At 71.3% G+C, this 20,789-nt stretch carries 19 protein-coding genes and 2 pseudogenes; 8 read left to right on the top strand and 13 right to left on the bottom strand.

Annotated elements, in window-relative coordinates:
- Positions 1-90: 90 nt before the first annotated feature.
- Complete coding sequence (locus tag AMK27_RS06560; RefSeq protein WP_079188230.1) at positions 91-777, bottom strand: hypothetical protein; 687 nt, start codon at positions 775-777, stop codon at positions 91-93.
- Between the two features lie 243 nt (positions 778-1,020).
- Here AMK27_RS06560 and AMK27_RS06565 point away from each other — a divergent pair, with 243 nt between their 5' ends.
- The 5 genes from AMK27_RS06565 to AMK27_RS06585 all read left to right on the top strand — a co-directional run bounded on the left by AMK27_RS06565 (position 1,021) and on the right by AMK27_RS06585 (position 7,336).
- Positions 1,021-2,124: a PP2C family protein-serine/threonine phosphatase gene (locus AMK27_RS06565; RefSeq protein WP_073903409.1), complete on the top strand. Its 1,104-nt coding sequence runs from the start codon at positions 1,021-1,023 to the stop codon at positions 2,122-2,124.
- A 125-nt stretch (positions 2,125-2,249) separates the two neighbouring features.
- Complete coding sequence (locus AMK27_RS06570; RefSeq protein ID WP_073904044.1) at positions 2,250-2,474, top strand: ferredoxin; 225 nt, start codon at positions 2,250-2,252, stop codon at positions 2,472-2,474.
- Positions 2,431-3,855, top strand: coding sequence for an NAD(P)/FAD-dependent oxidoreductase (locus AMK27_RS06575; protein WP_198955799.1), 1,425 nt, complete (start codon positions 2,431-2,433; stop codon positions 3,853-3,855). Before AMK27_RS06570 ends, AMK27_RS06575 begins: the two co-directional genes overlap by 44 nt.
- 24 nt (positions 3,856-3,879) lie before the next feature.
- Positions 3,880-5,118, top strand: a complete 1,239-nt coding sequence (locus AMK27_RS06580) for a cytochrome P450 (protein WP_073903415.1) — start codon at positions 3,880-3,882, stop codon at positions 5,116-5,118.
- A gap of 478 nt (positions 5,119-5,596) precedes the next feature.
- A complete protein-coding gene (locus AMK27_RS06585) occupies positions 5,597-7,336 on the top strand; it encodes a lysyl oxidase family protein (protein ID WP_073903418.1) in 1,740 nt (579 codons plus the stop codon).
- Between the two features lie 70 nt (positions 7,337-7,406).
- On the opposite strand, the gene AMK27_RS06590 is transcribed toward AMK27_RS06585, so the two are convergent.
- From AMK27_RS06590 to AMK27_RS06605, 4 genes and pseudogenes are all read right to left on the bottom strand, one after another.
- Positions 7,407-8,138: a hypothetical protein gene (locus AMK27_RS06590; RefSeq protein ID WP_073903421.1), complete on the bottom strand. Its 732-nt coding sequence runs from the start codon at positions 8,136-8,138 to the stop codon at positions 7,407-7,409.
- A 337-nt stretch (positions 8,139-8,475) separates the two neighbouring features.
- A pseudogene (locus AMK27_RS06595) lies at positions 8,476-8,946 on the bottom strand (SRPBCC family protein); the annotation flags it as partial.
- 70 nt (positions 8,947-9,016) lie between these two features.
- The gene (locus AMK27_RS06600; RefSeq protein ID WP_073903423.1) at positions 9,017-9,508 is read right to left on the bottom strand and encodes a hypothetical protein; all 492 of its coding nucleotides are present in this window, start codon (positions 9,506-9,508) and stop codon (positions 9,017-9,019) included.
- 65 nt (positions 9,509-9,573) lie between these two features.
- Positions 9,574-10,017, bottom strand: coding sequence for an STAS domain-containing protein (locus AMK27_RS06605; RefSeq protein ID WP_073903426.1), 444 nt, complete (start codon positions 10,015-10,017; stop codon positions 9,574-9,576).
- Between the two features lie 345 nt (positions 10,018-10,362).
- Between AMK27_RS06605 and AMK27_RS06610 the strand changes: the two genes are divergently transcribed.
- Positions 10,363-10,929 (top strand): type 1 glutamine amidotransferase domain-containing protein, encoded by a 567-nt coding sequence (locus tag AMK27_RS06610; RefSeq protein WP_073903429.1) that lies wholly within the window; start codon positions 10,363-10,365, stop codon positions 10,927-10,929.
- Positions 10,930-10,980: 51 nt separating this feature from the next.
- Here the strand turns inward: AMK27_RS06610 and AMK27_RS06615 are convergent, their stop codons facing one another.
- Both AMK27_RS06615 and AMK27_RS44315 read right to left on the bottom strand, forming a co-directional pair.
- Positions 10,981-12,267: a cation:proton antiporter gene (locus AMK27_RS06615; RefSeq protein ID WP_079188275.1), complete on the bottom strand. Its 1,287-nt coding sequence runs from the start codon at positions 12,265-12,267 to the stop codon at positions 10,981-10,983.
- A gap of 246 nt (positions 12,268-12,513) precedes the next feature.
- Positions 12,514-12,600: pseudogene (locus tag AMK27_RS44315) on the bottom strand (DUF6766 family protein); the annotation flags it as partial.
- A gap of 455 nt (positions 12,601-13,055) precedes the next feature.
- Here AMK27_RS44315 and AMK27_RS06620 point away from each other — a divergent pair.
- Positions 13,056-13,682 carry a flavodoxin family protein gene (locus AMK27_RS06620; RefSeq protein ID WP_073903432.1) on the top strand — a complete coding sequence of 209 codons (627 nt, stop codon included), beginning with the start codon at positions 13,056-13,058 and terminating at the stop codon, positions 13,680-13,682.
- Between the two features lie 87 nt (positions 13,683-13,769).
- On the opposite strand, the gene AMK27_RS06625 is transcribed toward AMK27_RS06620, so the two are convergent.
- From AMK27_RS06625 to AMK27_RS06645, 5 genes are all read right to left on the bottom strand, one after another.
- Positions 13,770-15,488, bottom strand: a complete 1,719-nt coding sequence (locus AMK27_RS06625; protein ID WP_073903435.1) for a PP2C family protein-serine/threonine phosphatase — start codon at positions 15,486-15,488, stop codon at positions 13,770-13,772.
- A gap of 36 nt (positions 15,489-15,524) precedes the next feature.
- Complete coding sequence (locus AMK27_RS06630) at positions 15,525-15,848, bottom strand: plasmid stabilization protein (RefSeq protein WP_073903438.1); 324 nt, start codon at positions 15,846-15,848, stop codon at positions 15,525-15,527.
- A 253-nt stretch (positions 15,849-16,101) separates the two neighbouring features.
- Complete coding sequence (locus AMK27_RS06635; RefSeq protein WP_073903440.1) at positions 16,102-16,464, bottom strand: STAS domain-containing protein; 363 nt, start codon at positions 16,462-16,464, stop codon at positions 16,102-16,104.
- 117 nt (positions 16,465-16,581) lie between these two features.
- The gene (locus tag AMK27_RS06640; RefSeq protein WP_073903442.1) at positions 16,582-17,130 is read right to left on the bottom strand and encodes a DUF5709 domain-containing protein; all 549 of its coding nucleotides are present in this window, start codon (positions 17,128-17,130) and stop codon (positions 16,582-16,584) included.
- 72 nt (positions 17,131-17,202) lie between these two features.
- Positions 17,203-18,159, bottom strand: coding sequence for a TIGR03557 family F420-dependent LLM class oxidoreductase (locus tag AMK27_RS06645; protein ID WP_073903444.1), 957 nt, complete (start codon positions 18,157-18,159; stop codon positions 17,203-17,205).
- Positions 18,160-18,392: 233 nt separating this feature from the next.
- On the opposite strand from AMK27_RS06645, the gene AMK27_RS06650 reads away from it, so the two are divergent.
- Complete coding sequence (locus tag AMK27_RS06650) at positions 18,393-19,565, top strand: PP2C family protein-serine/threonine phosphatase (RefSeq protein ID WP_073903446.1); 1,173 nt, start codon at positions 18,393-18,395, stop codon at positions 19,563-19,565.
- Positions 19,566-19,710: 145 nt separating this feature from the next.
- Here the strand turns inward: AMK27_RS06650 and AMK27_RS06655 are convergent, their stop codons facing one another.
- A complete protein-coding gene (locus AMK27_RS06655) occupies positions 19,711-20,787 on the bottom strand; it encodes an SRPBCC family protein (protein ID WP_073903448.1) in 1,077 nt (358 codons plus the stop codon).
- Positions 20,788-20,789: the final 2 nt, after the last annotated feature.

A 20,789-nucleotide genomic window follows, 5' to 3' on the forward strand; every position in this document is an offset into this window, starting at 1 on the left:
CGCACCCCGGCACGTCCACGGCCGGTGGGGGAGGCGGTGGGCGGCGCCGGCGGCGGTGGGCGGCGGCGCGCCGCGTGTGCCCGCGGGGCGTCAGGCGAGCACGTTGACGGCACGGGCGACCACGAGCCCGAGGATGAGCAGGGAGACGAGCGACTGCACGCCCATGGCGATCTTGGCCCAGGGCGCGAGCGGCATGACGTCGGTGGGGCTGAAGGCGGTGGCGTTGGTGAGCCCGAGGTAGAGGTAGTCGAGGTAGCGGGGCCGCCATCCGGCGCCGCTCAGCCGGGGCTCCAGGTGTTGCGGAAAGGCGAGCGCGGGCATGGAGGGCACCCGGTGAGCACGGGCGGCCGGTCCGCCGCTGTCGAGTTCGAAGTACAGCAGGGAGAAGGCGAGGACGGTACCGGCCCACACCGTGCCGCCGGTCTGCAGCAGGCTGGTGGCGGAGCTGGTCTCCTTCCCCGCGTGGAGGATGTCGTCGACCAGTTGAACGGTCGACCAGACGGCGCTGAGGGCCAGCACGGCCACCAGGGCGACCGACAGGCTCCGCAGGGCCGCCGAGCGCCGGTCGATGCGGCCCGGGTCGCCGGCGATGAGCGCCAGGAGGAGCAGACCTTCGACGGTGGGAATGAACCAGCGGGGCGCGAGCCGCAGGTCGTCGGGGAGCAGGACGGTCAGCCCCATGGCCGCGACGACGGCCGCCGCCATCGGCCATCGGGGCTCGCCGACGGGCTCGGGCGGCCTCGGGCTCTCGGTCGGCTCGGGGGTGCGTCCGGTCACGGTGGGGCCCTTACGGTCGAGTACGGGTGCGTGGCGCTGTGCTGCCCTCGGTAGGTATAGCGGGCCGACGGCCGCACGTCGGATCTCACACGCGGTGCGCGACGCCGGCTGACCCGACGACGGGAGCAGCCGGCCCCCGACCGGCGGCCGGAGGGCGTGGCGGGCACCGGGCGAGCCGTCGGCGCCCCGGCCGGGTGGGGGCCGTGGAGTGCGCGCCGCACTCCGGCATAGGAGCCTGGTGGTGTGGTGAAGCCAAGGAAGGCGGCGACCGGCGCGTCCCGGCGGAGCTGGCTCCGCGGGGCCCCGCCGCCCCGCTGGGTGCGCGTCCTGCCCGTGCTGCTGCTGGTCGGGGTCGGGGTGGCCTCCGTCACCGACTCCGTTCCGGTGGACATCGGCTTCCTGCTCGGCGCGGTGCCTCCGCTGGCCGTCCTGGCCTACGGACCGCTGGCCACGGCCCTCCTCGGTGCCGCGACGATCGGGCTGCTGACCATTCCCCTCTTCCACCTGGACAGGCCCGGCAACACCGATCTCGTCACCCTCGGCTTCGTCGCCGCGCTGAGCGTCTTCGTCTCCTTCGTCCGCGGGCGCCGGGACGCGCAGCTCGACCTGGAACGGACCGTCGCCGAGACGGCCCAGCGGGCCATCGTCCCCAACGTACGGCGCAGGGTCGGGCCCGTGCGCTGCGCGAGCCTGTACCGCGCCGCCGAGCGCGGCACGCTGGTGGGAGGCGACTTCTTCGACGTCCGGCCCGGTCCGCACGGGGTGCGCGCGGTCCTCGGCGATGTGCAGGGGCACGGTCTGTCGGCCGTCGCGACCGTCGCCTCCGTCCTGGGGGCGTTCCGCGAGGCCGTGCTGGACGACGTGGACGCGGAGTCGATCGCCGCGCGGCTCGACCGCAGGCTGGTGGTCGACTCGGCGCGGACGGAGCACGCGGAACTCTTCGCCACGGCCGTCCTTCTCGACTTCGCGCCGCACGGGAGGGAGGTCCGCGTCCTGGCCTGTGGCCACCCGCCGCCGGTCCTGCTGCGCGGCGGAGCCGTCAGCACCCTGGAACTGGACCCCGGTCCGCCGCTGGGACTGGGCCTCGCCGACGTCATGCCCGGAACGGCCTCGACGGTGTCGCTGCTGCCCGGGGACCGGCTGCTCCTGGCGTCGGACGGCGTCCTGGAGACCCGGGACGCCTCCGGCGCCTTCTACCCCTTCGTCGAGCGACTGGAGCACATGACCGGTGTCGGCCTGGACGCGTTGCCCGACGAGATCTGGGCCGACCTGAGCCGCTTCGCCCCCAGGATCGAAGACGACGTGACCCTTCTGATCCTCACCCTGGACACCTCAGGGCCGGAATGACACCCGCGCGCCCGGGGCCGTACCGCTCACTCGATCGGTCCGTCCCCCGTCGCTGCGGCCCGCCCGCCCGACGAGAGTGGACGCGGGGGGCCCGACCGAGCCGTAGGAGAGGACCGGATCCCGTGGTGAGCATCGCCGTCGACCTGAACCGCTGCCAGGGGTACGCGCAGTGCGCGTTCCTCGCCCCCGAGATCTTCACCATGCACGGCGACGAGGCGCTGCTCTACGACCCGGATCCCGACGACGCGCACCGCGAGAAGCTGGCCCAGGCCGCCGCGGCCTGCCCGGTGCAGGCCATCCTCGTCGATGCCGTCGACGAGCCCGCAGAGGCGGTGCCCGGTGCCCGGTGACGGAGCCTTGGAGCAGCTCAGACGTGAGGGCCGCATCGTCGTCGTCGGCGCCTCGCTGGCCGGCCTGCGGGCCGCCGAGACCCTGCGCGCCAAGGGCTTCGCGGGGTCGCTGACCATGATCGGCGACGAGCCCTGCGCACCGTACGACCGGCCCCCGCTGTCCAAGGGCGTGCTGCTGGGCAGGGCGCGCGCCGACCGCACCGCGCTGCCCCGGCTCCGGTCCGTCGACGCGACCTGGCGACTCGGCGTCCCCGCCACCGGCCTGGACATGGCCGCGAGGACGGTGCGACTGGCCGACGGCGACGAGGTGCCGTACGACCGGCTGCTGATCGCCACCGGTGTGCGGGCGCGGCCGTGGCCGCGCGAGGAGGAGGCGGAACTCGACGGCGTCTTCGTGCTGCGGACCCGCGACGAGGGCGCCGCGCTCGCCCGGCGGCTCGACGAGGGACCGAAACGGGTCCTCGTCATCGGGGGAGGGTTCGCGGGCTCGGAGGTCGCCTCCGCCTGCCGCGAACGCGGGCTGCCCGTCACCGTCGCCGAACGAGGTGCCGCGCCCCTCGTCGGCGCGCTCGGCGGGGTGATCGCCGCAGTGGCCGCGGACCTCCAGCGCGAGCACGGCGTGGACCTGCGGTGCGGGGTCATGGTGACGTCCCTGGAGGGCGACGCGTCCGGACGGGTGCGTGCCGCGCACCTGTCCGACGGCTCCACCGTCGAGACGGACGTGGTGGTCGTCTCGCTCGGCGCCCTCCGCAACACCGAGTGGCTGCACGGGTCCGGGCTCGGCGCCGGGCCCCGCGGCATCGCCTGCGACGCCGGCTGCCGGGCCTTCGACATCCGCGGCATCGTCACCGACGACATCTACGCCGCGGGAGACGTCGCACGCTGCCCCCACCCCCTGTTCGGATACCAGTTCCTGTCCCTCGAACACTGGGGCAACGCCGTCGCCCAGGCCGGGATCGCCGCCCACAACATGCTCAGTGAGAGCGTCGACCGACTGCCGCACATGGACGTACCGGCCTTCTGGTCCTCCCAGTTCGGCGTCAACATCAAGTCGGTCGGAGTGCCGTCGATGGCGACGGACATCCTCATCGCGCAGGGCACGCTCGACAGCCGCCGGTTCGTCGGCGTGTACGGATACCAGGGGCGCGTCATCGGCGCCGTCTCCTTCGACCACGGCCGGTGGCTGCCGTTCTACCAGGAACTCATCGAGCGCACCGCGCCGTTCCCGCCCCGGTTCCCCACGGTCGACCGGCACGCGGACGGACAACGCCCGATGGACGCGGACTTCCCCGACCCCTCGGTCCCCAGCCACGGCCCCACCGTGAGCCTCAGCGGATACTCGCCGGCCGACCGCCGGATCACCTTCACCCCCGCGCACTGACCCGCCCGGCCACGAGGACCTGCCATGACGCGAACCCTGCTGCACCAGATCCTGGACTACGCCAACCGGGCCGACCCGTACCCGATCTACGAGGAGCTGCGGAGGACGCCGGTCCACCACGAGACCGACGGACCGTACGTGATCAGCACCTACTACGAGATCCGCAGCCTGCTGCACGATCCCCGGATCAGCTCCGACCCCCGCAACCAGACGGCCGCCGGCGCCGACCCGCTGGCGGAGGCGTCGCCCGAGGAGAGCGCCCTGCCGCCGAGCTTCCTCCGGCTCGACCCGCCGGAGCACGACCGGATGCGACGCATGACGAACCGGCACTTCGGCCCGCCGCACTCCCCGCACCGGGTCGACGGAATGCGTCCTGAGCTCCACGACATCGTCACCGGCCTCATCGACGGCCTGGGCGACCCGGGCCGGATCGACCTGGTGGAGGAGTTCTCCTACCCGTTCCCGGTGACGGTGATCTGCCGACTGTTCGGCGTCCCGCGCGAGGACGAGGCACGCTTCCACACCTGGGCGGACACGCTCGCCGCGAGCCTGGACCCCGACCCGGACGCCGATCCCGCCGAGCGCGGCACGGGCGCCGCGCACGAGGCCCGGATGCAGCTGGGCATGTACCTCGCGGGCCTGATCGAGGAGCGCCGCAAGAACCCCGGGGACGACATGCTCTCCCAACTGGCCACGGCGAAGGGCCCGGACGGGCCGATGGCCACGATGGAGCTGCTGAGCACCGCGGCGCTGCTCCTGATCGCGGGGCACGAGACCACGGTCAACCTCATCACCAACGGCATGCTGACCCTGCTGCGGCATCCCGACATCCTCCAGCGGCTGCGCACCGAACCGCGACTGGCCGTCCCCATCGTGGAGGAACTGCTCCGCTTCGAGCCGCCGGTGCAACTGCTCCCGGGGCGCACCACCCTCGCCGACATCGAGGTCCGGGGCGTCACCATTCCCCAGGGCTCCACCCTCTGGCTGGTCCTGGCGTCCGGCAACCGCGACCCGCAGCGTTTCGAGAACCCGGACCGTTTCGACCCGGACCGCCCGGACATCCAGCACCTCGGCCTGGGCAGCGGCATCCACAGCTGCTTCGGCGCACCGCTGGCCCGGCTGGAGGCCCAACTCGCCCTGGCCGAGCTGGCCAGGCGACTGGAGAACCCCCGCCTCCTCGACGACCCGCCCCCGTACCGCCAGAACGCGGTCCTGCGCGGACCGCGTCATCTGCGGATCGCCTGCGACGGGATCCGACCCTAGGGCGAACGTACGGTGAAGGACCGGACGACTCGACGACCCGTCCGGTCCGTACGGTTCACGCACGACGGAGCCACGACCTTTCGTAGCGTCATATGTGTTCGTCGGTACGTCTGTTCATCGGGGTGACGGATCCCCAAGACGCGCCATCAACGCATCGCCACCCTCTGCGCCGCCCCGTCGCACCGGAGCAGCGACTGGCGTTTTCGGGCCACCGGAGATCTTCCCTACGTTTCCCGGAATCGGCCCCCCTTTTCCGTGGTGAGGTGCTGCTTCGGCCGTGCCGTCACACGTGCGGCACGGGAGCGCCTTCCGGCCAACATCGTGGTGTTTCGACTCTCCGGACAACCCGATGTCCGATGTCCTCCTCTCATAGCTCGGGCGCACCGAGCGCCCCGCACCGCGTGAGCCCCGGGCCGGAGACGTCCCGCCGGGCCGCGGCCGAGCTGCTTCCGTACAGCACCCGGAGGACGAGAGAACGATGAGTACGACGCGCACCAACCGGCTTCGACGGCCGATGCTCGTGGGGACCACGGCCGTCGCCGCCGTCGCAGTGACAGCCGGTTTCATGGCCGCCGCGCCGGACCGGGCGACGGCCGCGACGGGTCCCAAGCTGAGCCTCGTCGCGGCGACCGGCTCGGTCACGCTCACCTCGTGGAAGGAGGAGCCGGGCGTCTACCTGGACCTGGGCACGTACCTCACCGCCGAGGGGACGCCGCTGGAGCTGAAGGTGACCCGGAAGTCCTACAAGGACCCGGTCTCCATCACCCAGACCGTGTTCGAGGGGGGCAAGAGCAAGGCGAAGACGCTGCCCGTGGGCACCGTCAAGGACTTCTCCGGGCTCCCGGGCTTCGCCGAGATCACCGTCACGGACAAGAACGGCAAGGTGGTCGTCAGCCGCGCCGAGAGCTTCTGCCCGAACAACGCCAGCGGACGGATCCGGCCGGACGCGCCCGCCACCTCGAAGTATCCGGAGAGCTGCCCCACCAACGCCTTCACCCTCGGCTCGGTCTGGGGCGTCGAGAAGGGGTGGGCCGCCAACACCTACGGCGGTTCCTACACTCAGCCCGTGAAGCTCGCCGCGGGCTCGTACACGGCCAAGGTCAGGGTCGCCAAGAAGTACCGTGACCTCTTCGGCATCGCCGACAAGCCCGCCTCGGTGAAGCTCACCGTCGAGGAGCGCAGCTGGGAGAACGGCCGGTCGGCCGCCGCCGCGGAGCACGCCGGACACGGCGCCGCGCACCAGGCCCCCTCCGCCCACGCCGGGCACGGAACGGGACACGCCCCGTCCCCCGCCCAGGCCGGCGCACCGCAGACCAGCGGCGCGGGCCCCTCGTACAACGTGGGCCACGGTCCGCTGAAGGCCGCGCCCCCGGCCCTGCCGTGGGCGCTGAAGGTGCGGCAGGCCGGGCGCGCCGGCTTCCAGGCCGCCGGTGACACTCCCGGGCAGACCGACGGCTCGCGGAAGGCCTCGGCCCTCACCCCGCGGGCCGCGCGCCCCACCGGAACCCCCTCGGTCCCGAACGTCCCCAAGCCCGACCTGCGGTCCCTGCCGGCCTACGGCATCACCATCAGCGACGGCGGTCCCCAGGCCGCCCCCGGCAAGGACTACCTCGCGTTCAGCGCGAACGTCTGGAACGCCGGTCCCGCCCAGCTCGTCGTGGACGGCTTCCGCTCGCCCGGCAAGGCCAAGATGGACGCCTACCAGTACTTCTACGACGCCAAGGGCAAGCAGGTCGGCTACACGCCCACCGGCACCATGGAGTGGGACCCGCGCCCCGGCCACGTGCACTGGCACTTCACCGACTTCGCCAGTTACCGGCTGCTGAAGGCCGACCAGAAGGAAGCGGTCCGCAGCGGCAAGGAGGCGTTCTGCCTCGCCAACACCGACGCCGTCGACTACACCGTGAAGAACGCCAACTGGCACCCGTACAACACGGACCTGTCCACCGCCTGCGGTCAGGAGAACTCCATCTCCGTCCGCGAGGTGCTGGACGTCGGCTCCGGTGACACGTACACCCAGGACCTGCCGGGTCAGTCCTTCGACATCACGGACCTGCCCAACGGCACGTACTACATCCAGGTGCTCGCCAACCCGGCCAAGCGGCTGAAGGAGACCAACCTCGACAACAACAGCGCCCTGCGCAAGGTCGTCCTCGGCGGCGCCCCCGGTCGACGGACCGTCACCGTCCCCGCGCACGATCTCGTGAACGCCAACTGACCACAGGTCGATCCGCGCCGTATACGCCGAGCCGGCCCGACAGGGCCGGCTCGGTCGTCGTGCGGAGGGATCAGTCCGCGAGCACGACGTCCTCGGCCGACGGTGCCGTCGCCTCGACGGGCCTGTTGTACCGCGAATAGGTCGTGGTACCCGGCTCATCGCCGCCCGTCGTGACGACTCTCAGCAGGTACGGGGGCCCTTCCGCGGCGATGTAGACGGTGGTCGTCCCGCCGTCGCTGTCGACCGGCTTCGCCAGTCTCAGCGCCTTCTGCCCGTCGACGGTGCTCGCCTCGCCCGTCGCGGAGTCGCCGTCCCAGCCGTTCTCCCCACCCCACTTCTTCTCGCCGGAGTCCTCCTCCGTTCCGCAGAGCGCCAGTTCCTCCGGGGCGCCGGGGCCTTCGACGGGCGGCTTCGTCCAGCGGCCCCTGAGGTCGCGGACCAGGGCCTCCAGCTCCTCGGGGCCGCGGTACCGCTCCTGCAGCCGCAGGAGCGCCTCGTCGCGGCGCAGGTACACGACCCGGCCGTCGATCCTGATCAGCTCGACCGTGCCCGCCTCGCCGTAGGACATCGTAGCCGTGCAGTTCCCCCGGTCGTCGCGGGAGACACGGCCCTTCATCGGAGTCCCCATCGAGACCACGTCGGTGTGCACGGTCACGGACGTCGCCGACGCCGTCGCCGCGAGCGCCCCGCTGAGAATCCCGGGGCGCGCCCGGTCGCCCGGGAAAGGACCACAGGCGGTGGCGGAGAGGGCAACGACCACACAGGCCAGGATGGCGGCGGGGCGGCGGAGTGCTGCGGACATGGCGGCAGTCTCGCCGAGGGGAGAGAAGGAGGGAAGGCGACCGTCGGCCACCTCGCCGGCCCGCCCGCCCGGCTCGAGCGCAGGCAGCGGGCCGTCAACACGCTGATGGCCCGCCCCCGGTACCGGGGGCGGGCCACGGCATGTGCGGACGGCCCGGGGAGGGGCTGCCTCACTCGACCGCAGGTCAGCTCAGTCGGGGGCCTTCCGGGCCGCCCGGCGGCATCGGCCAGGCCTCCTGCGCTCCCGAAGACGTACTCGTCGGACCGGGCGCGCCCATCGTTCCCGGAGCCTCCCGGACCGGGGCGTCGGACGGTGTGAGCGCGTCCCCGCGGGTCGGACCGCCGGCGCTGTCCGACGGCTGGACCCGGCCGCGCCAGCCACCGGTCTCATGACCGTGGTCCTCGATGAAGCCCTTGAACCGCTTGAGGTCGCCCTTGACCCGCCGGTCGAGGATGCCGAGCGCGTCAGCCGCCTTCTCGGCCATGCCGTCGGGCTCCACGTCCATGGCGAGACTCACCCGGGTGTGACCCTCGTCGAGCCCCTGGAAGGTGACGACGCCCTTCTGCCGCACATCGCCGCCGACGGTCCGCCACGAGATGCGCTCATCGGCCAGCTGGTCGACTATCTCCGTGTCGAACTCGCGCCGGACACCCGCGATCTTGGTCTGCCAGTGGCAGTGCCGATCGTCGAGCTGGGTGACGTCCTCGACGCCCTCCATGAAGCGCGGGAACTCCTCGAACTGCGTCCACTGGTTGTAGGCGTTCCGCACGGGAACGTCCACATCGATCGTCTGCTTCACCATGCTCATGTCGTGCCTCCTGCCTGTGTCGTGAACCATTCGGTGTCATTCGGCGCGTACCCGGCGAGGATCAGCCCAATCACCGGCGTCCGATCCGGTGCGGATCCCCCTGAACCGCACTGCCGGGCAGCCGGTGCACAAGGGTGAAGCGATGCTTCACCCGAGCGTGCTCGATGCCCGCTGCGTCGCTCATGCGGGCCGTGACGTCGTAGGTGCCGCAGTGGGCGCGGCCGAGAGGCAGCCGTTCGGGCGGCAGCCGGATCTCGTAGGGACCTCCGGCGCGGAAGCTGCCCAAGGCGCTGCGCCTGGTCACGGGTTGCTCACCCTCACGGACCCTGACGGTCTCGAAGACCAGGCCGTCGGTGTCCGTACCGAGCCGGAAGGTCAGCACGATGCTGACCACCGCGCCCCCGGGCAGCTCGTACGGGGTGCCGCGGCCCGGGCCCCCGAGCGGCACGGTGAATGTCCCCAGCTCGTCGGAGACGAGCGTCAACTCCATCAGTTCGACGCCGCGGCCGGGGAGTTCACTACCGCCCGGGGCGGTACGGCGGTCGTCTGGGACGGGCGGCATGGGAATCAACTCCGCGAGGTGGGTGAGAGCCCCCGCCGGTGTGCGCCGCCGACGATCGAGGCGCATCAGGCGAACCCGATACGGGCCCGGTCCGGGAGGACCGTGAACAGGCGGAGGGTGCCCGTCCGCAGGAACAGGTGGTGCAGGGGGAGGGGGATCGGTCCGATCAGGAGCAGTTCGCGGTGGGAGAAGTGCGCGGAGAGCAGTTCGTGGAGGAAGAACGAGTCTCCGGCGGTGACCCGCGCGAGGTCGAGAACGGTGTGGGTCGCCCGTTCGTGGCGAGCGTCGGCGAGGGCCTCATGCAGGCAGGCCACGGTACCGACGCCGAACGATCCGGTCAGCGTCAGAAGGACGGTGCCGGACACCGCCGAGGCCTCGCGGACGACATGCGCGCCGCCGTTCCCCGCCAGGTAGGGCGGGAGGTCCGTCGGCGGACGGGGCGTGGGCGGCGTGGGACGTCGGTCTCCGGTCATGACGGGGGCGCTCAGTCGGGTGTCGGTCGTCGGCATGCGAGTTCGCCGACGCGGATCGCGTCGTCCAGGGTCATCAGGTCACGTGCGGTGGTCATGGCCGGTCACCCTCGTACAGGTCGGGGCAGGGGGTACTCCCGGCGGCTGCCCGCTGCGCGGTTCCGCAACCGTCGGGAACGCGGTTCTTTGTCCCCTCGGGGACGGGCCGGCGGGGGTCCGTCGGGCGTCCCGAGAGAAGACTGCCGTTTCCATACGGTTTGAAGCGATTTAACAGGGAAAGCGGCAAACGCAAGGGGGCGGACGGCGACGGGCCGTTCTCTTCTCCCGCACAGGCCTCCTGACCATGGCGGCCCCAAGGAACCGGGACACTCAGAGGGAGACAACGTGTCACTCGACGGCAGGAACGTACTCATCCTCACGACGAACTATGGAACGGAGCAGGACGAGCTGACGGCGCCTGTGGCCGCCCTGCGCGAAGCCGGCGCCGAGGTCACGATCGCAGCCCAGAAGGACGAGGCGGTCCAGACCCTCGTGTCGGACCGGCGACCGGGTGCTCTGGTCCCGACGGACACGACCCTGGCGAAGGCGACAGCGGACGGATACGCCGCCGTGGTGGTGCCCGGCGGCACCGTGAACGCCGACCGACTGCGCACCGACGGGGACGCGCGACGCCTCCTCGCCGCCTTCGCCGAGTCCGGTAAGCCCGTAGCCGCGATCTGTCACGGGCCCTGGCTGCTGGTGGAGACAGGGCTGGCCGCGGCCCGTGACCTCACCTCGTACCCGTCGCTCCGCTCCGACCTCGAGAACGCGGGCGCCACGTGGCTGGACCAGGAGGTCGTCGTGGACGTCTCCGGAGCCCATCCCCTCATCACCTCCCGCAGGCCCGGGGATCTCGACGCTTTCGCTGCGGCGATCATCGACGTCCTCGACACCGACCGAGACCGCGCATGACCTCACGCAGGGAACCGGCCCACGCGAGGAGGAGCAGGGCCCCCACAGGGGTCACGGCGGGGCGTCGGACGGACGGGCGTCGCGCAGCCGGTCCAGCCGGCGGATGACCGGTGTCGCGCTGATGCCGTGAGCGAGGACCGACAGGGCCACCGTCGCCGTCGTGAGCGCCCACAGGTCTCGGGCCCGCCCGTCGAATGCGTGGTGGCCGAGCGCGTAGGAGAGGTAGAAGAGGGAGCCGATGCCACGCAGCCCGAAGACCGCGGTGACCACCCGTTCCCGGGGGCCGGTGACGAAGCCGAGCTGTGCGAGCCACCCGGTGACCGGGCGGACGATCACGATCAGAGCCAGGGCCAGCACGACCATCGGCCAGGTCAGCGCCGTGAGCGCGTCGGTGACCAGATAGTGGCCGAGGAGGAAGAGCACTCCGGCGGTCAGAAGGCGTTCGATCTGCTCGGTGAACCCGTGCAGCACCTTGTGGTAGCCGTGGCCGCGCTCCGCGGCCCGTACGGAACAGGCGGTGACGAAGACGGCGACGAAGCCGTAACCGTGGGCGAGTTCGGTCAGACCGTAGGAGAGGAAGGTCGCCGCCAAGGCGACGAACCCCTCCATGTGCTCGGACAGCCTGAGTGACGACGCCCCGGCCCGGAAGAACATCCACCCCAGGAGCCGGCCGAGGGCCAGACCCACCGCGACGCCCATCGCGGCCTTGGCGAGGAGGTCGACCCCGAACCACCACGCCCAGTCCACCTCCGCCCACACTCCTCCGGCGGTGGCGAGCGCGAGCGCGGCGAGGACGAAGGGGAAGGCGAGCCCGTCGTTGAGACCTGCCTCTGCCGTGAGCGTGAAGCGGACCTCGTCCTCGTCGTCCTCGTCGTCCGTCGGTTCCCCCACCCGTACCTCAGCCGCCAGTACGGGGTCGGTCGGCGCGAGAAGTGCGCCGACCAGCAGCGCGGTGGCCCAGGGCCAGTCGAGGAGCAGCCAGGCGAGGGCGGCCGTCGCGGCGACCGTGAGGGGCAGGGTGATGCCGATCAGCCGCCTCGGTCCGGCCCAGGCACGGAATCCGAAGGGCCGGTTCAGGGCGAGGCCGGCGCCCATGAGGGAGACGATCACACAGAGCTCGGTGATGTGCTCGACCCAGACGCGGTGCACCACGGGGTCCATCTCCGGCAGGCGGAACGGCAGCAGCCCGGAGAGCGCACCGGCCGCCAGGAACACCATGGGCATCGACAACGGTCTGCGGCGTACGAGCCGAGGCAGCACGGCTGCGGCGAGCGCTCCGAGTCCCAGGACCGCGTAGAGGGTGCCAGGGAGATCGGTGCCCGAGGCGACGGTACTGATGGGGGACACGTGCTTCGTCCTTTCAGTCACGGACCTGCCCGTACACGTGGAGTACGCCGTCCTGTGGAAGAAGGAGGGTGGTTCCCACCCCGGATCGCCCTCTGCCCGGGCTTCTCCTCGTCCTCTCCTCAGGCTCAGGAGTCCCCACGAGCAGGTACGTCACGGCTGCCCGACTTCGCCGGACGCATGCGCGGCCTCGACAGCGCCGCGGGCGATCGACCCGACCGGCTCCGTTGCGCCGGCGCGTCACCCCTCGACGCCGGTGGCCTCGTGCGCCGCGCCCACGGGCTTCGACTCCGGCGAACTGCGCTGGCGGAGGTACACCGAGAGGATGTCTCGTCCTCCCGGAGCTGCCGAAGGCTCTCGGGGGCGAGGAGAGCGCACGCCTCGCGGTAGTCGCCGGTGGAGAGGGAGGCCTCGAAGGCCAGACCGGCCCTCGTCGCTCCGTCCTGACGTGCTTGCGGCGCCCCGCAGGCGCTGGCGGCCAACGCGAGCGTCAGCACGCCGAACAGCCGTGGAACGGACATCTTCCTCCTTCGCCGGTGCACGACACCTGTATGCCGCCCTCCAGCTACGCCCTCGCTGAGGGCCAGGACAAGGACCGCACCGCCGAAGGCCGCACACCTCACCTGTTCGATGGCGTGCCGGCGAGACGACGTCGGCCCGCAGGGCCGGGATGCGTGGACTCTGCGGCTCGCGCGATCGGACGGCCCCGTCCGCCCGGCCATCCGGACCAGCCCACACCATGGAGTGAGATGGGAACGCGGAGCGGGGGTAGGGGGTACTGCATGGACACCACGGAAACGACCCCACTGCGTGCCGTCGCCCTCGTCTGCACGCTGTCCCCCTCTCCGGCCCGCTCCAGCTCGCAGTTGCTGGCCGAGCAGACCATGGAGGCCCTGAGCGAGCACGGGGTGAGCGGCAAGGTGATCCGCGTCGCCGACCACGACGTGCGTACCGGTGTGGCGACCGACATGGGTGACGGGGACGCCTGGCCGGGGATCCGGGACACGATCCTCGCCAGCGACATCCTCGTCCTGTCGACGCCGATCTGGCTCGGTCACCCCGCCAGCACCGCCCAGCGGGTGATGGAACGTCTGAACGCCGAGATGTCCGAGACCGACGAGGAAGGCCGGATGCTCACCTACGGCAAGGCCGCCGCCGTCTGCGTCGTCGGCAACGAGGACGGGGCCCACAAGGTCAGCGCCGACCTCTTCCAGGGCCTCAACGACGTCGGCTTCTCCCTCGCCCCGAACGCGGTCACGTACTGGGTCGGCGAGGCCATGCACAAGACGGACTACCAGGACCTCGACAAGACCCCCGATGCCACCGCGGACGCGACAGCGGTCCTGGCCGCCAACACCGCCCACCTCGCCCGACGCCTCAAGGCCGCCCCCTACCCGGCCCAGACCTGACCGATTCCGGAACCGAAGCCCTCTTCAGCCCGTCGCGGCGACCGCGGCACCTCCGTCCGTGGACGGCCGTAGAGGGCCCCGGGAGGCTCAGTCCACCCGGATCCCCAGGACACAGGCGTCGTCTTCGTGACCCGCGATCTCGGGGTCGGCCAGCAACGCGTCGATCACGTCCTGCGGTCGCAGCGAGGCAGCGGCCGCCACCGCACGGGCCAGCCGGGCGATCCCTTCGGTCACGTCCTCGCCCCGGCGCTCGACCATGCCGTCCGTGTAGAGCACCAGAAGATCGCCCGGCCGCAACCGCGTGGACGAGGTCTCGTACGCGTAGCCCGGCAGCGCGCCGAGGAGCGGACCGCGCTGCTCGGTCTCCAGCGGCTCCGCGCGCCCGTCGCGCAGCAGTAGGGGCGCGGGATGGCCGGCGTCGGCCCAGTGCAGAACCTTGTCCTCGTCGAGGTGCCCGACGACGACCGTGGCCGTCTGCCCGGCGGGGTCGCTGCACACCAGCTCGTTCAGCCAGGTCGTGATCTCTCCGGCGGACGCGCCCGTCTGCGCCAGCCCCGCCAGCGCGTGCCGCTGCTGCGCCATCCGGGCCACGGCGTCCAGGCCGTGGCCCGACGCGTCCCCGATGGCGACGAGCACCCGGCCGTCCGGCAGCAGCCGGCACTTGTACCAGTCACCGCCGACCGCGGCGTCGGGCTCGGCGGGCCGGTAGGAGGCCGCCACCGTCAGCCCGACCGCGGCCAGCGCCTCGGAGTGCGTGGGAAGGATCGCCTCGCGCAGCGCGTCCGCGACCCTCCGCTCCGCCTCCGTCTGCCGCCTCAGCCGGTCGGACTCCCGCTCCGTCTCGGCCAGCCGCCGCCGGCTGCGGATCTGCGGCGTGAGGTCGCGGGCCACCAGGTTGACCGCCCAGGCCCTGCCGTCGGTCCCGGTGACCGGCCGCCCCAGCAGGTCGAGCGTGCGGAGTTCGCCGAGCACGAGGAACCGGATCCGGGTCCAGGCAGGCTCCTCGCCCGCCAGCACCGAGCTGAGGAACTCCGCGAGCGCCGTCAGGTCGTCCGGGAGCAGGGCGTCGCACAGCTGCTCCAGGGTCCACGGCATGCGTACGTCGGCGTGGAAGATGCGGCTGAGCCCCTCCGACCAGGTGATCTTCCCGGAGAGCAGATCCCAGTGCCCCCACCCCATGGACGCCAGGAACTGCGCGTCGATGGTCAGCAGCTCCGCCTGGGTCTGCACCGGCTGCCACGTCGCGAGGACCTGCTCGCCGCACCGTGCGGCGGAGTACAGCAGCGGCGCCCGGTGGATCCGGCCGAGCCGCTGCTCCGTGTAGTCGACGACCAGCCCGTCGAGAGGCTTTCCGGTGTCCACGACCTCGGCCAACGCGGACAGGAGTCCCGAGGACGCCGCACCCGGACGTGCCTCCAGGAACCGCTGGCCCACCTGGCGGTCGGGCGCCTCCAGCCAGTCCGCCGACCGGACGCGGTTGCCGGCCACGATACGGAAGTCCAGGACGGCGCCCGTGTCGTCCTGGACCGGTTCGAGCAGAACGGCCGAGGCGGGGATCGCGGCGAGTACCGAGCAGGTGCCGCTGCCGCCCGGTTCATGGGCGCCGCAGAGGCAGGGGGACGCCCCGTCCGCCTCCGCCGACGGCGGAAGCACGGCCAGGGACTGCAGGGGCGAGGCCAGCTCCGTAGCGGCCGATCCACCGAGCGGACGCTCCGCGTTCCGGCGCACCGCCTCGCGCAGAGCGGTGACCTCTCGGCCGATCATGCCCTTGAGGGCGTCGACACTGTCGGGCAGGGGAAAAGTCATCGTCGGCCTCCGCGCACTTCAGGGCATGAGGAGCGGTCAGTGACCCAGCGACTTCTTGAGCTCGGACTTGTTCATCGACGAGCGTCCGTGGATGTCGCGGCGCTTGGCCTCCTCGTACAGCTGGTCGTACGTAGGTCCCTTCGAACCGCTGGAGGACCGCTGCCCGCCTCGCTTCGACGACGACATGTCCCGTGTCGACGACGTGCTCGCGGTCTTCGACTCTCCGGAACGCGCCCGCTCCTTGTTCACCGTCCGCGCGGCGATCTCCTCGGCACGCTTGGTGCTCTCCCCGCGGTCTTCCGCGCTCTTCTTGATGTGCTCGTACTGCCGCTCCCGCTTCGGACCCGATCCACGAGGCATGACGACTCCCTTTCGTGTTCTGCCGGACTGCCGGACTGCCGGACTGCCGGACTGCCGGACTGCCGGCACGCGGCACGTTCGCGGATGCGTACGCGCTTGCGTCCCGCCCTGCCGCTGCCCGCGGAGACGGGCGTCAATCACTCGACCCTGGCATCGCGATCGCCGCACGGCAGGTGGAGATGCTCGAACAGGTGAGGGACGGAGGCATTCGGCGGTGCGACGTCCCGGCGCCGCATCGCCGTGCCGTCGTCGTTCAGGCGACGGACCTGTCGTGCCGCGGGGCTGCTCCCATCGCGAAGAGACCGGCCGTGTTCGTGATCGCCATGAGGCGCAGCAGCTGGTGGGAGGGCGCCCCCAGCCGGAGGGTGCGGCCCGAGTCCAGAGCGCGCTGCCGCGCGGTGAGGAGCGCTTCGAGGCCCGCGGAGTCGCAGAAGGACGAGTACGTGAGATCGATCGTCACCTCGGCTCCTGGTGGAGCTTCGGCGATCGCGTCCAGGAGGGTCGAACGCACTTCTTCCACGTGATGCAGGTCCAGGTCCCCGGACATGCGCATCACCGCCGCCTGCGGCGCTCCGGCCGGGCGGGGGGTCGTGGCTTCTTGTTCCGCGTGGGTCATCACGACTGTTCACCTCATCCACTGCCTGGCCACTGCCCGGAATCTCCGGCGGTAGACGGCGTTTCCGCGACCGGGGCGATCGAGGGGGGTGAGGGCATCGTCGTGGCGGCCATGCCGTCACGACGTCCCGTCCTCCGACGGCCTCGCCCGGTCGCCGGCCTCGTCGACCGCCGTGTCGACGTGCATCGCTGCCTCCTCGGCGGGCGCGGTTCCGTCGTCCAGACCCACATCCCGGGCGACGGCGTGATCATCGCGACCGGGCGGTGTGTCGACCGGCACGAGCCGACCGGCCCGAGTGGCACCCGCCTGTTCGTCGACGGGCTCTCCGGCCCCTCCCCGGAGGTCTCCGATGCCGTCGTCCTCCGGGAAAGGCTCCTCCGGAGCGTCGGGAACCTCCTGGCCGAGACGCTCGTCGAGCGATTCGCCCTCCCGCTGCTCCCGTGGGGTGGTGCCGTGCCGGGTGACGCCCCGAGGGCGCTCCGGCGGGGAGTAGCCGGGAACTGCCAGGTCGTCGACCGCGTCCGTCATGAGCGAGTTGTCAGGGTCGAGATCGGCGGAGCGGGCAGCGGCGTCGGAAGGGGCGGGCTGGTATACGTCGTCCCCACGCGCCTCGTCCGTTTCCGGCTGGTCGATGCCGCCGGTCGAATGGGATTCGATGCGGGCCATGGCTCATTCCTCCGATGTCGTGGGTGAGTACCCGATACGTCGTCGGGCCTCGCGGCTGCGGCAGAGCATCGCTCAGCCGCGCAGCGCGGGCAGCACCTTCTCGCGGTAGGCGGTGAAGAACTCCTCCTGCCCCTGCCCGATCTGGCCCACGTACACCTCGTCGAATCCGGCGTCCACGTACGCCCGCACGGCCTCGACGTGCTCCTCGACGTCCGAGCCGCACGGGACGGAGTCGGCCACCTGCCGACGGGTGACGAGCTCGGCGGCCTGCTCGAAGTGGGCGGGAGTGGGAAGGATCTGGTTCAGTTCGCCGGGCAGCTGCTCGGTCGGCCACATACGGTGCGCCGTCTCGACGGCCACGTCCCGGTCCTGGTCCCAGCAGACCTTCAGGCCGCCGATGACGGGTTTCCCGGTCCCGCCCGCCTGGCGGAAGGACGCGAGGGCGTCCTCGTCGGGGCCCATCGTGACGAAGCCGTCCCCGATGCGCCCGGCCAGTGCCGCGGCCTTGGGGCCGAAGCCCGAGACCAGGATCGCGGGCGGCGCCTCGGGAACGGTGTAGAGGCGGGCGTTGTCGACGGTGTAGTGCCGGCCCCGATGGCTGACGTCGCGGCCTGTGAACAACTCCCGCATCACGGCCACCGCCTCTTCGAGCATCTCAGCGCGTTCGTCGAAGGCGGGCCATCGGTCACCCAGCACATGCTCGTTGAGCGCCTCGCCGGTGCCCACGCCCAGGGTGAACCGACCGCCCAGCAGGACACTGGACGTCGCCGCCGCCTGGGCGGTCACCGCCGGGTGCATCCGCACGGTGGGACAGGTCACGAGCGTGGTGACGGGCAGTTCCACCGTCTGGGACAGCGCACCGATCATCGACCAGACGAAGGGGCTGCTGCCCTGGGCGCTGGTCCATGGATGGAAGTGGTCGGAGATCGCCAGACGGGTGAAGCCCGCGTCCGCCGCCAGACGTGCCTGGCGCAGCAGCTGGTCCGGGGTGAACTCCTCGCAGGACAGGAAGTAGCCGAAGGTCGTCATGCGCGCGTTCCCTTCATGTCGGCCCCCTCGGCTCCGCTACCCGGTAAGGCCGTCCCGATGCCTCCGGGGGGCCACCGGAACAGAAGGCGCCGGACACCGATGCGCCCCGGGGACCCGTTCGGCGTGTGCACGCGACAGCGGACCGTGAGTGTGTAGCGTCCGAGTCGAGCGGGCCTCCTGCCACGCGGTACGGCTGACGTGACCTCGGCAGGCCGCGAGAACAGGAGGATGACGTGGCAGGTGAGCGGATCGTGTTGGCCGAGGTCCTGGCAGCGGGGGAGAACGCCGCACCGGCGGACTCCCTCGATGTCGTGGCGCGCGATCTGCGCGACCGGTTCGGTGCCCGGTACGTGTCCTTCCTGTGCGTCGATGTCGTCGGCAGGCGCCTGCTGCGCGTCCACGACACCTCGGCCCTCCAGCAGGGGGACCGAGAGCCGCAGGTCCTGCTCTCCGGGACCGGGGTGTACGACGAGGTCCTGCGCGGTCAGCGACTCGTGCTGGTGCCGGAGGGCGAGCAGGGGCAGCGGGTGCTCGCTCCGGTGACGAACCGCGGCGACATCATCGGCGTACTGGAGGTGTCTCTCGACCGCGCACCCCTGGATGTGCTGGACCAGGTCGAGGCCGCGGCACACGCGCTGGCCTACGTCATCGTCACCGACCGCCGGTTCACCGACCTCTACCACTGGGGGAACCGCACCGCGACGGTCAGCCTCTCCGCTGAGATCCAGCGACAGCTCCTTCCGTCGGCAGCCTGTTGTGAAGCCCTCCAGTTCACCCTGGCCGGCGCCGTGGTCCCGGCCTCCGACATCGCCGGGGACACCTACGACTACAGCGTCGACGCCCGCACCCTCCACCTCTCCGTCACCGACGCCATGGGCCACGACGTGAGCGCCTCCCTCACGGCCACCCTGCTCGTCAATGCCTCCCGCGGTGCCCGCCGAGCCGGGGAGGACCTGGCCGAACAGGCCCGCCAGACCCACCAAGCCCTGCTCCACCACGGCCGCCGCTCCCTCGCGACCGGCCAGCTGCTGCGCATCGCCCTGGACGGGTCCAGCAGCCGGCTCGTCAATGCCGGCCATCCGTGGCCCCTGCTGCTGCGTGACGGAGTGGCCGACGAGGTGCAGCTGAAGGTCGACCTTCCGTTCGGCATCGCGGAGCAGGGTGCCTATCAGGTGCAGGACCTCGACCTGCGCCCCGGTGACCGCCTGCTGCTCTACACCGACGGGATGCAGGAACGCGACGCGCGGACGGTCGACCTCCGTGGACTGTTGCGCGAGACGGCGAACGCACATCCACGCGAGGTTGTACGCGCTTTCGTCGCCGCGGTATCCGACGCCTACGGCGGCGGGCCTCCGAAGGACGACGCGACCGTCCTGTGCCTCGACTGGCGTGGCCCCTGGGGATGAGTGCCGGAAGGTGGCAGAAATGGCCGGAGGCAAGAGAGCCGACACTCGTTGACACGTCAACCGGTGCTGCTGCGACACCGGTGTACCGCGATCAGCAGAAGAAGCGGCCCGTGAAGGCCGCTTCTCCTTCGGAGAGCCGAGCAGATCAGCGTCCGCTTCGACGCCGGCCCGCCGTCGCGTGGTCGTCCTCCTCCGGCTCGTCCTCGACGTCTTCGTCTTCGCCGTCGTCTTCGTACTCCTCGTACTCCTCCTCCGGCTCGTCCTCGTCGTACTCCTCTTCGCTCTCCTCCTCCGGCTCGTCTTCCTCGTCGCTCTCGTACTCCTCTTCGGGGCCTCCGTCTTCCTCGTCTTCCTCTCCGGCCTCGTCGGATTCGCTTTCCTCTTCGAGAGCCTCCTCGTGCGAGCGGACCACCTCACCGTCGCGAATCTCACCGCGCCAGCCCTCGGGCTCGTCGTCGGTGAGGGTGACGTGGCGGCGGAAGTGCTTCAGGTCCAGCCGGAGACGCCGGCCCTGTGCACGCCAGAGGTTGCCCGTCTTCTCGAACAGGCCGGAGGGGTAGTACTCGACGGTGAGCAGGATCCGAGTGAGAGACGGACCCAGCTCGTGGAAGCTGACGCAGCCGCGCGTGGAGCCCTTGGCACCCTCGGAGGTCCAGATGATGCAGTCGTCAGGCACCTGTTCCTGTACCGTCGCCTTCCAACTGCGCGTCGAGGGACCGACCTTGACCTTCCAGTCACTGCTCGTCTCGTCTCCCTGCGAGACGTTACGGACACCCTTGGTGAAGCCGCTGAAATCCTCGTACTGGGTCCAGTGGTTGTAGACCCTGCGCAGCGGTGCGCCCACGTCGATGGTCTCGATGATGCTGGTGATCTTCTGGGTGCCGCTCTTGCGCTTTCCCTTGCCCGAGCCGAACAGGTTCGACGCAGCATCGGTGACCTTGTCCTTGAGGCCCCCCAGTGATTGGCCCACCACGGCCTTGACGGGGGAGTCGCCCTTCAGCAACCGCCCGCCGATGTCGGCGATCGTGCCGCCGTTCTCCGCCACGTCGTACAGCTGGTCGGTGACGTCCTCCAGTTTGTCCGTGGCCTTGTCGGCCAATTGACCGGTCTGTGCCGTGAGGAATTCACCCAGTTCGGCGAACAGCCTGTCCAGCCCGGATTCTGACTTCTCGTCGCGGTCACGGGTGCCGTCCTGGTCGCGGTTTCGGCCTTCGGATGCCATGA

The sequence above is a fragment of the Streptomyces sp. CB02009 genome (assembly GCF_001905825.1).
GTDB lineage: Bacteria > Actinomycetota > Actinomycetes > Streptomycetales > Streptomycetaceae > Streptomyces.